This is a genomic window from Streptomyces sp. MMBL 11-1 (genome assembly GCF_028622875.1).
Lineage (GTDB): Bacteria > Actinomycetota > Actinomycetes > Streptomycetales > Streptomycetaceae > Streptomyces.
Window position 1 is genome coordinate 7,012,482 of record NZ_CP117709.1, and the last position, 10,231, is coordinate 7,022,712.

11 protein-coding genes are annotated in these 10,231 nt (G+C 75.1%); 8 read left to right on the top strand and 3 right to left on the bottom strand.

The features are described 5' to 3' along the window. Positions 1 to 442 precede the first annotated feature (442 nt). From PSQ21_RS30955 to PSQ21_RS30975, 5 genes are all read left to right on the top strand, one after another. Positions 443 to 1,288, top strand: coding sequence for an inositol monophosphatase family protein (locus PSQ21_RS30955; protein ID WP_274034611.1), 846 nt, complete (start codon positions 443 to 445; stop codon positions 1,286 to 1,288). 94 nt (positions 1,289 to 1,382) lie between these two features. Next, positions 1,383 to 2,798 (top strand): phytoene desaturase family protein, encoded by a 1,416-nt coding sequence (locus PSQ21_RS30960; protein WP_274034612.1) that lies wholly within the window; start codon positions 1,383 to 1,385, stop codon positions 2,796 to 2,798. 45 nt (positions 2,799 to 2,843) lie between these two features. After that, the gene (locus tag PSQ21_RS30965) at positions 2,844 to 3,377 is read left to right on the top strand and encodes an O-acetyl-ADP-ribose deacetylase (protein ID WP_007456644.1); all 534 of its coding nucleotides are present in this window, start codon (positions 2,844 to 2,846) and stop codon (positions 3,375 to 3,377) included. A gap of 102 nt (positions 3,378 to 3,479) precedes the next feature. Continuing rightward, positions 3,480 to 4,952, top strand: coding sequence for an AlkA N-terminal domain-containing protein (locus PSQ21_RS30970; RefSeq protein WP_274034613.1), 1,473 nt, complete (start codon positions 3,480 to 3,482; stop codon positions 4,950 to 4,952). Positions 4,953 to 4,981: 29 nt separating this feature from the next. Continuing rightward, the gene (locus PSQ21_RS30975) at positions 4,982 to 5,518 is read left to right on the top strand and encodes a methylated-DNA--[protein]-cysteine S-methyltransferase (RefSeq protein WP_274034614.1); all 537 of its coding nucleotides are present in this window, start codon (positions 4,982 to 4,984) and stop codon (positions 5,516 to 5,518) included. Between the two features lie 44 nt (positions 5,519 to 5,562). Here PSQ21_RS30975 and PSQ21_RS30980 read toward each other — a convergent pair whose 3' ends face one another. Then, positions 5,563 to 6,147: a TMEM165/GDT1 family protein gene (locus tag PSQ21_RS30980; RefSeq protein ID WP_097872151.1), complete on the bottom strand. Its 585-nt coding sequence runs from the start codon at positions 6,145 to 6,147 to the stop codon at positions 5,563 to 5,565. Between the two features lie 376 nt (positions 6,148 to 6,523). On the opposite strand from PSQ21_RS30980, the gene PSQ21_RS30985 reads away from it, so the two are divergent. After that, positions 6,524 to 6,928 (top strand): (2Fe-2S) ferredoxin domain-containing protein, encoded by a 405-nt coding sequence (locus tag PSQ21_RS30985; protein WP_274034615.1) that lies wholly within the window; start codon positions 6,524 to 6,526, stop codon positions 6,926 to 6,928. 133 nt (positions 6,929 to 7,061) lie between these two features. Beyond that, the gene (locus tag PSQ21_RS30990; RefSeq protein WP_274034616.1) at positions 7,062 to 7,262 is read left to right on the top strand and encodes a type II toxin-antitoxin system VapB family antitoxin; all 201 of its coding nucleotides are present in this window, start codon (positions 7,062 to 7,064) and stop codon (positions 7,260 to 7,262) included. A gap of 71 nt (positions 7,263 to 7,333) precedes the next feature. Here the strand turns inward: PSQ21_RS30990 and PSQ21_RS30995 are convergent, their stop codons facing one another. Then, positions 7,334 to 7,831 carry an NUDIX domain-containing protein gene (locus PSQ21_RS30995; protein ID WP_274034617.1) on the bottom strand — a complete coding sequence of 166 codons (498 nt, stop codon included), beginning with the start codon at positions 7,829 to 7,831 and terminating at the stop codon, positions 7,334 to 7,336. A gap of 138 nt (positions 7,832 to 7,969) precedes the next feature. Here PSQ21_RS30995 and PSQ21_RS31000 point away from each other — a divergent pair, with 138 nt between their 5' ends. Then, the gene (locus tag PSQ21_RS31000; RefSeq protein WP_274036022.1) at positions 7,970 to 9,088 is read left to right on the top strand and encodes a glycerate kinase; all 1,119 of its coding nucleotides are present in this window, start codon (positions 7,970 to 7,972) and stop codon (positions 9,086 to 9,088) included. Positions 9,089 to 9,337: 249 nt separating this feature from the next. Here the strand turns inward: PSQ21_RS31000 and PSQ21_RS31005 are convergent, their stop codons facing one another. Then, positions 9,338 to 10,057, bottom strand: a complete 720-nt coding sequence (locus PSQ21_RS31005; RefSeq protein ID WP_274034618.1) for a PucR family transcriptional regulator — start codon at positions 10,055 to 10,057, stop codon at positions 9,338 to 9,340. Between the last annotated feature and the right edge of the window lie 174 nt (positions 10,058 to 10,231).

The window sequence follows — 10,231 nt, forward strand, 5'->3', positions numbered from 1 at the left end:
GTCGGGGTGGCTGACCAGGCCGACGGTAGGCCCGGCCGGGCCAGGATCCGCCTCCCGCCCGCGTGTGCCGTGAAGAGGCTTCCGACGGGGCGGCGGCGATCGGCCGTCCGGCGGATCGCCTGCCCCCTCGAAACGCTCCGAATCATCCGGAGCGCTCCCGGCGAGCTCAGTCCCGGTGCCTCCCGGCCGCTCGCGCGACCAGCGCCTCCGCGTTGCCCGAGAGCCGGGCGGCGACCGCGTCGGCGCGGAGCGGGTGGGCGGCCGGCTCAGCGGCCGGCGGTCCCGTCGGGCCCGGATCGACCCGGGTCGAGGCACCGAACCCGACCCGGTCACGGGCCGTCCCGCGGGCGTGGGGGAGCAGCGGTTCCCAGCCCGAGCCGGGCTGGGACGTGGGGCGTCACCCGGGGGCGAGGGCTGCTCCCGGCCGTGTTTAGCTGGAGCCATGATCGATGACTTCCTGTACGGGACCGACGGACACACCGGAGCGACGGCCGAGGTCGAGGCCGCCGTGCGCGCCGCCGCCGCGGCCGAGATCATGCCGCGCCACCGGAAGCTGGCCGCCCACGAGATCATCGAGAAGAACGGCCCGCACGACCTGGTCACCGCCGCCGACAGGATGGCCGAGGAACATCTCACCGCCGCCCTCACCGAGCTGCTGCCCGGCTCGGTCGTCGTCGGCGAGGAGTCCGTGCACGCCGACCCGGCGGTCTACGACGCCCTCGGCGGCGACGCCCCGGTCTGGATCGTCGACCCGGTCGACGGCACCCGCCAGTTCGTCCGGGGCGAGGCCGGCTTCTGCACCCTGGTCGCCCTCGCCCAGCACGGCGAGGTCCACGCCTCCTGGACGTACGCCCCGGTCCTGGGCGAGATGGCCGTCGCCGTACGCGGCCGGGGCGCCACGCTGAACGGGACGCCGATACGCTCCGGGTCGCCCGCACCCGGCGCCGTGCTCAAGGTGGCGATGTCCCACCCCGACTACACCGACGAGGCCCAGAAGCGGGCCCTGTTCGGCCTGCGCGTCGAAGGCGTCGCGGCCCGCCCCTGCGGCTCGGCCGGTCTCGAGTACCTCGCCGTCGCCCGCGGCGCCCTGGACGCCACCGCCTTCAGCTGGGAGTACGCCTGGGACCACGCCGCGGGTCTGCTCCTGGTCACCGAGGCGGGCGGCGCCCAGTCGACCCTGTCCGGCGCCCCGTTCCGTATCGCGGGCGGCAATGACCTGCCGTTCACGGCCGCCCGCGACGGGGCCACCGTCCAGCGCGTCCTGGCCGCCCTGCGCACGGACGGCTGACCGGCCCGGCCGGACCCGGGGTACCCGCGTCCGCACGGTCGGTGGCGGCGCATACCCTGGGGGTCCGTCTGCCGGCCGACGAAGGAGTCCCAAGGTGCCGTCGATGCTCGATGCGGTCGTGGTGGGCGCGGGGCCCAACGGACTGACCGCCGCAGCCGAACTGGCCCGCCGGGGCCTCGCGGTGGAGGTCCACGAGGCGCACGACACGGTCGGCGGGGGAGCCCGCACCGAGGAGCTGACCCTTCCGGGGTTCCGGCACGACCCCTGTTCCGCCGTACACCCCCTCGCGATCGGCTCACCCGCGTTCCGGGCGATGCCCCTGGCCCGGCACGGCCTGGAGTGGCTGCACCCCGAGGTCGACCTCGCCCACCCCTTCCCGGACGGCACCGCCGCCGCGCTCACCCGCTCCGTCGGCGAGAGCGCGATGTCGCTGGGGGCCGCCGACGCCGGTGCCTACCGCCGCCTGATGGCGCCCTTCGTCGGCCGCTGGGACACCCTGGCCGCCGACTTCCTGCGCACCCCCTGGGACGGCCTGCCCCGCGACCCCTACCGGCTGGCCCGCTTCGGTCTGCTCGGCCTCCGGCCCGCCACCTGGGTCTCCCGCCGTTTCTCCGGCGAGAAGGCCCGCGGCCTCTTCGCCGGGCTCGCCGCCCACGCCATAGCTCCCACCAGCGGATTCGCCACCTCGGCCATCGCCCTCGTCTTCGCGCTCGCCGCCCACGAGAACGGCTGGCCGGTGCCGCGCGGCGGCTCCCAGGCCATCTCCGACGCCCTCGCCTCCTACCTCCGTGAACAGGGCGGCACGATCCGCACCGGCAGCGAGGTCAAGCGCCTGGACGAACTCCCGCCCGCCCGCGCCTACATCTTCGACACCTCGCCCTCCGCGCTCGCCCGGATCGCGGGCCTCGGCTCCGCGTACCACCGCTACCGCTACGGCGCCTCCGCCTTCAAGATCGACTACGCGCTGTCGGGCCCCGTCCCCTGGACCGCGCCCCAGGCCCGCCGCGCGGGCACCGTCCACATCGGCCCCGACGCCGGAACCATCGACACCGCGCTGAAGGCGGCCGTCGAGGGCCGCGACCCGAGCGTCCCCTTCCTCATCACCGCCCAGCCCAGCATCGTCGACCCCTCCCGGGCCCCCGACGGGCGCCATGTCTTCTGGGTGTACGGGCACGTCCCGGCGGGCTGGGAGGGCGACGCGACCGACGTCATCGAACGCCAACTGGAGCGCTTCGCACCCGGGTTCCGCGACCTGGTGCTGGCCCGCGCCCTCTCGGGCCCGCCCCAGCTCGCCGCGCGCAACGCCAACTACGTCGGCGGCGACATCGCCTGCGGAGCCTTCGCCGGCCTCCAGACGCTGATCCGCCCCAAGCTCGCCCGCGTCCCCTACGCCACCGCGCACCCCGCGGTCTTCCTCTGCTCCTCGGCCACCCCGCCCGGACCGGGGGTCCACGGCATGTCCGGCCACCACGCCGCCAAGGCCGTATGGCGACGGCTGCGGGCCTCCTGAACGGACCGGGCGGCGCGGCCCCCCGGCGCGCGGCATGATGTCCGCATGAGTACATCTGTCTCCCCCGCCGTACGCCTGGTCCGCGGCGACATCACCGACCAGTCCGTCGACGTCATCGTCAACGCGGCGAACTCCTCGCTGCTCGGCGGGGGCGGAGTCGACGGCGCCATCCACCGGCGGGGCGGGCCCGACATCCTCGCCGCCTGCCGCGAGTTGCGCGCCTCGCACTACGGGAAGGGGCTGCCCACCGGGCAGGCCGTCGCCACCACCGCCGGACGCCTCGACGCCCGGTGGATCGTGCACACGGTCGGCCCGGTCTTCTCCGGCGCTCAGGACCGCTCCGCCCTGCTCGCCTCCTGCTACCGCGAATCCCTGCGCCTGGCAGCCGAGTTGGGGGCCAGATCCATCGCGTTCCCGGCGATCTCCACCGGCATCTACGGCTGGCCGATGGACGACGGGGCCAGGATCGCCGTACGCACGGTCCTGGCGGAGACCGTGGAGCCGGTGGAAGAGGTGCGCTTCGTCCTCTTCGACGCCCATGCGTACGTGGAGTTCGAGGAAGTCCTCGCGATGCGCTGAGACCGCGCCCCGCGGTCACCGGGACGGCTGTCGGATTTCCGCGCGAGGGCCCTGTCGGATTTCCGCCAGCCAAGCCGCTGACCGGTGCACCATCCTGGAACCATGCACACCGACACCGAGCGCTGCGTGCGGGCCGTCCAGTCCAAGGACGCCCGCTTCGACGGCTGGTTCTTCACCGCGGTCCTCACCACCCGGATCTACTGCCGCCCCAGTTGCCCCGTCGTGCCGCCCAAGGTCCGCAACATGACCTTCTACCCGAGCGCCGCCGCCTGCCAGCAGGCCGGATTCCGGGCCTGCAAGCGGTGCCGCCCCGACACCAGCCCCGGATCCCCCGAGTGGAACGCCCGCGCCGACTCCGTCGCCCGCGCCATGCGCCTGATCCGGGACGGGGTCGTCGACCGCGAGGGCGTGCCCGGGCTCGCCTCCCGGCTGGGCTACTCCGCGCGACAGATCGAACGCCAGCTGCTGGCCGAGCTGGGCGCCGGCCCGCTGGCCCTGGCCCGCGCCCAGCGGGCGCAGACCGCCCGCCTCCTCATCGAGACGACCGCGCTGCCCATGGCCCAGGTGGCGTTCGCCGCGGGCTTCTCCTCGATCCGCACGTTCAACGAGACGGTCCGCGAGGTCTTCGGCCTGGCCCCCGGCGAACTGCGCACCCGGGCCGCCCGGGGGCCCCGGCCCGCCGCCGTACCGGGCGTCATCGCGCTCCGCCTCCCGTACCGGGCCCCGCTCAACCCCAGCAACCTCTTCGGCCACCTCGCGGCGACCGCCGTCCCCGGCGTCGAGGAGTGGCGGGACGGCGCGTACCGGCGCACCCTCACCCTCCCGTACGGGCACGGCGTCGTCGCCCTGAGTCCGGCGCCCGACCACATCGCCTGCCGTCTCTCCCTCACCGACCCCCGCGACCTCACCCGGGCCATCAGCCGCTGCCGCTGGCTCCTCGACCTGGACGCGGACCCGGTCGCCGTCGACGCCCAGCTGCGCACCGATCCGCTGCTCGCCCCGCTGGTCGACGCGGGCCCCGGCCGTCGGGTGCCCCGCACGGTGGACGGGGCGGAGTTCGCCGTACGCGCGGTGCTCGGCCAGCAGGTCTCCACCGCCGCCGCCCGCACCCACGCCGCCCGGCTGGTCACCGCCCACGGCGTCCCGGTCGAGGACCCCGAGGGCGGGCTGACCCACCTCTTCCCGACCCCGGAGTCGCTGGCGGGCCTCGACCCGGAGGCCCTCGCGCTGCCGCGCACCCGCCGCACCACGCTCACCACCCTCGTCGCCGCCCTCGCGGAGGACCGGCTCCGGCTCGACACGGACACCGACTGGGACGGGGCCCGCGCCGAACTGGCCGCCCTGCCCGGCTTCGGCCCCTGGACGGTCGAGTCCATCGCCATGCGGGCCCTCGGCGATCCCGACGCCTTCCTCCCCACCGACCTCGGCATACGCCGGGCGGCCGAGCGGCTCGGCCTGCCGGCCACCCCCGCCGCCCTCACCGCACGGGCCGCTGGCTGGCGCCCCTGGCGGGCGTACGCCGTGCAGTACCTCTGGACGGTGGACGACCACCCCATCAACCACCTGCCCGGCTGACGCCGGACGCTGACAAGGAAACGGCTCCCATGACCACGACCACCATCACCCCCACCTCTCCGGTGACCAAGCGGCACACGGTCCTCGACAGCCCCTTCGGCCCGCTCACGCTCGTCGCCACCGACGGGGTCCTCTCCGCCCTCTACATGACCGACCAGCGCCACCGCCCGTCCCAGGAGACGTTCGGGGTCCCGGACCCGGAGCCCTTCGGCGAGGCGATCCAGCAGCTCACCGCGTACTTCGCCGGGGACCGCACCACCTTCGACCTCCCGCTGAACATGGCGGGCACGCCGTTCCAGCGGAGCGTGTGGGCGGAGCTGCTGAAGATCCCGTACGGGGAGACCCGGACGTACGGCGAGCTGGCCGAGGAGCTCGGCAAACCGGGCGCCTCGCGGGCGGTCGGACTGGCCAACGGCAAGAACCCCGTCGGGATCATCGTGCCGTGCCACCGGGTGATCGGAGCCTCCGGGAGCCTCACCGGCTACGGCGGCGGCCTGGACCGCAAGCAGCGGCTGCTCGCCTTCGAGAGCGGGCGGAAGGACGACGGGGTGCGGACGCTGTTCTGAGAGCGGACCGGGGGCGTGCCGAAGCCGGTACGCCCCCGCGCTCCTCAGCCGGTGAAGATCTCCACGGCCGTCCAGACGGCGAGGCCCAGCATGCAGATCCCGCCGATGCGCTGCACGGTCTTCAGCGGTACGCGCTTCGCGATGAACCGGCCCGCCAGCAGCGCCAGCGCCGACACGGACATCAGGGCGGCGGCCGCACCGATCGCCGTGGACCAGGTGCCGTTGCTCGCCGCGAGGTTGGCGGTGGTGATCTGCGTCAGGTCGCCCCACTCGCTGATGAAGACCGCCATGAACGCGGTCGTGTACACCGGCCAGAACCCGGTCACCGTCTTCACCTCGGCGTCCTCGTCGTCGTCCCCGCCGCTGCCGCGCAGCAGCATGAACGCGCCGAACGCGAAGAGCGACGCCGAGACGAGCTTGACGATCCAGTCGGGCAGCAGCCCGATGAGGCTGCCCGCGCCGACGGCGATGGCGACGTGCACGAGGAACGCGGACGAGGTGCCGAACCACACGTAGAGCGGGCGCATCCGCGTGCCCATGGCCAGCGACGCGAACATCGTCTTGTCGGGGAGCTCCGCGAGGAAGATCAGCCCGAAGGCGGTGATGATCGCCAGAGGGTCGAGGTGCATTCCGGGTGGCTTTCTGTTCGAGCCGGGCCCCGGATCTTCGCGAAGCGCCGCTCGGGCTCTCGGAGGACCACTCGGCCCGGCATGACGGCAGCGCCCACAGGACGTGGACGTGTTCATACAGGACCGAAGGTCTCGCCCGCCCGTGCCCGTCCCTCGCGGGACACACGAGCCCGGCCACCGGGAACCCGAAGGCTCCAGTATGTCGACGACCGGTTTGCGGGGCTACTCCCCTTCGCAGCCGTCCATACTACCTCACCCGGACGGACACGGGTGCTGGTGTTCGAACCGCAGGCGCCTCGGTAGAGTCGTGATGATCACCCGGCCGGCGTGGTCCGCAGCCATCCGACTCCATCCCACCGCGACGGGAAGTGCCCCCATGAGCCGCCGCCCCCGCAAGGACGCGCCCGCCCAGGGCGCCCCCCGGCCCACCGTCAGCGTCTGCCGGGGCTGCTGCTGCGGCACCGGGAAGATCCCGGGCGTCGACCACGCGGCCCAGCTGGCACGGCTGCGCACCGGTCTTGAGGGGGCCGCCACCGTACGGGCGGTCGAGTGCCTGGACGCCTGCGAGCAGGGCAACGTGATCGTCGTGCAGCCCTCCGCCGAGGGCCGCCGCGCCGGGGGCAGGCCGGTCTGGCTGGGCCTGGTCAACGACGAGCACGCCGAGCAGGACATCGTGAACTGGGCCTCGGCGGGCGGCCCGGGGCTCGCGGACGCCCCGGACATCCTCGACCTGTACGTCTTCCAGCCGTCGCGCCGGGTCAGGGCGGGTCTGGACGACTGAGACCGCCTCCCCGGACGGTCACCGGTACGGGGTGGGCTCTGACGCGCGCACCGATCCACCGGGAATCGCGGGCAGCCCGGAGAGAATCGGCGACCCGGCGTGCGAGCGCATTTCGCCGGTGTACAGTCCGCGCATGGCCAAGGTGACTGTCAGTCTGGATGCCGAACTCGTCGTCGAAGTCATGGTGCTCGCCGGAGTCGGAAGCCCCCAGGACGCCGTGGAACTGGTGGTGCGCGACTACATCGCGCGCGGCCACCGCACGGAGGCCCTGGTCGCCGACCGCGAGGGGGCGGTCCGTGACGTGGAGGTCAAGCCGGAGGCACAGCAGGGCTGACCGCCGGACACGGACCGGGCGAGCACGGCCGACCGCCTGTCCGGCGGCGGGGCCGGGCAGCTCTGGCCGGCCTACGCGACCGGCTCGCCGTCCTCCAGCTCCACGGCCCCGCCGCCGGACGCCAGGGCCGCCAGCGCGGACCGTACCCGGCCGCCGAGCGAGCCGAGCAGATAGCCGTCCAGATCGGCGGGCGCCACCAGCCTCCAGGAGAGCAGTTCGTCCTCCTGGAGCCGGATCGCCGCCAGTTGGTCCGCGGTGAGCACCCCGCCGTCGTACAGGTACGCGACGATCGGCGGGCGGCCGGCGCCCCGCACCCAGTCCACGGCGAGCAGGCGCCCCGGCGCCAGGTCGAGGCCGATCTCCTCCGCCGTCTCGCGCCGCGCGGCCTGCCGGGGGCCCTCGCCCGTCTCCGACTCGACGGTGCCGCCGGGCAGCGCCCAGCCCTCGCGGTAGTTCGGCTCGACGAGCAGGAGCCGTCCCTCGACGTCGCGGAAGAGCGAGGCGGCGCCGGACAGGACCCGGGGGAGCCCGGCGATGTACGTGGTGTAGCCGGCGTCGGGAGTCGTCACGGCCGACAGCGTAGTGGCGTGAGCCGGATCGCGCGGCCGTGGACGGCCATGGGCAGATCCGGGGGTGTGCGGATAAGGTCGGGGCGGCGCGACTGCCTGTTCGAAAGCAAGGGATGCAAGGTGACGGACGGAGCAGATGTGGAGACCGCGCGCGTGCTCGTGGCGGCGGACAAGTTCAAGGGCTCGCTCACGGCCGTGCAGGTCGCGGAGCGGGTGACGGCCGGGCTGCGGCGCGTCGTCCCCGAGGTGCGGGTGGAGACCCTGCCGGTCGCGGACGGCGGCGACGGTACGGTCGCGGCGGCGGTGGCCGCCGGATTCGAGCGCCGCGAGGCGCGGGTGACCGGCCCCCTCGGGGACCCGGTGACGGCGGCGTACGCCCTGCGCGGGTCCACCGCCGTGGTGGAGATGGCCGAGGCCTCGGGCCTCCAGCACCTGCCCGACGGGGTGTTCGCCCCGCTCACGGCCACCACGTACGGCTCGGGCGAGCTGCTGCTGGCCGCCCTGGAGGCGGGGGCGACGACGATCGTGTTCGGGGTCGGCGGCAGCGCCACCACGGACGGCGGCGCGGGCATGCTCGCCGCCCTCGGAGCGCGCTTCCTGGACGCGGACGACAAGCCCGTGGGCCCCGGCGGCGGCCCTCTCGCGGAGCTGGCCCGGGCCGACCTCTCGGGGCTCGACCCCCGGCTGGCGGACATCGACCTGGTCCTGGCCAGCGACGTGGACAACCCGCTGACGGGGCCCAAGGGCGCCCCCGAGGTGTACGGCCGTCAGAAGGGCGCGAGCGAGGAGGACATCGCGGTCCTCGACGCGGCCCTGGCGCACTACGCCTCGATCCTGGGTCCGGAGACGGCGGGCCTGCCCGGCGCGGGCGCGGCCGGAGGCATCGGCTACGGGGCGCTCGTCGCCCTCGGCGCCCGCTTCCGCCCCGGCATCGAGGTGATGCTCGACGTGCTCGGCTTCGCCCCCGCGCTCGCCCGCGCCACGCTGGTCATCACGGGCGAGGGCTCGCTGGACGAGCAGACGCTGCACGGCAAGGCCCCGGCCGGGGTCGCCGCCGCCGCCCGCGCGGCCGGGATCGAGGTCGTCGCGGTCTGCGGCCGGCTCGCCCTGGCCCCGGAGGCCCTGGAGAAGGCGGGCATCAGCCGCGCCTACGCCCTGGCCGACCTGGAACCGGACCCTGCCGTCTCCATGGCCCAGGCCGGGCCGCTGCTGGAGCGGACGGCGGAGTCGATCGCCCGGGACTTCCTGCCGCGCTGATGGGGAGCGGGCGTACGGGGGGCAGGCGTGCGGGTAGCTGACCGTTGGGGGAGAGCGCGGGGAGGGGCCCGAGCAGACGCCGGGCCTTTACCGCACCCCGGGCCGTCGCGCCTCGCGTCGGCCCGGGGTGCGCCGCATCCTGGGCCGTCGCGCCTCGCCTTGCCGCGCCCGCGCCTCGCCTTGCCGCGCCCGCGCCTCGCCGCGCCGGGCCCGCATCTCGCCCCGCCCGCACCACGCACGCCCCTCGCCTCACGCCCGGGCGGACGACAGTCTCAGTACGTCCAGCGCCAGCACCAGGTCGACCAGCTCACGTGGCCGTGACAACGAGCGCCCGGTCAGCCGCTCCAGCCGTCGCAACCGGTTGAACACCGTGTTGCGATGACACCGCAGCCGTACCGCGGCCCGCCCCACCGAACCCCCGCACTCCAGCCACGCCTCCAACGTCCCCACCAGCACCGCCCGCTCCGCCGGAACCAGTGCCAGCAGCGGGCCGAACACCTCCGCGAGGAGCCGGGCCGACAGCTCCGGACCGCTTACCAGCAGGGCCGTCGGCAGCCGCTCGTCGAGCCGTACAACCTCCCGGCTCGCGGGCGCACACGTCAGCAGCGCCGTGCCCGCGAGCCGCCGCGCCGCGCCCAGCTCCGCCGGCGAGCCCACCACCGGACTCATGCCTCCCGGCCCCGCCCCGTGCGCCCCGAGCCACGCCACCGCCCCGGCCGGGCCCGCCGCACCCAGCAGCACCACCGCGACGTCCCCGTCCTCCGCACCGCACCACCACCAGCGCGCCCCGTCCCCGTCCGGGCCCTCCGCCACCGCGCCCTCCGGCACGGGCGCGCCCAGCACCACCACCGCGTAACGCCCTCGTTCCGGCAGCCCGAGGCCGCGCGCCGCACGCTCCACCAGGTCCGGTGGCGCCCCGCCGGCAAGCAGCGGGCCGAGCAGGGCCCCGTACCGCGTCCCACGCCGCATCCGCCGCTCCGTCCCCGGTTCCGGGCGTTCCTGATGACCGATGAGGATGCCAGCGCCCGCGCGGGCGGGCGCCCGCCCGTCACCGCGTCTGTGCGCGTGCACAACGAGGCCCTTCGTTCGCTGGTCGCCCGCATCGAGTCGGTCCCGCGCCGTGGACGCGCCTCCCGCCCGGTG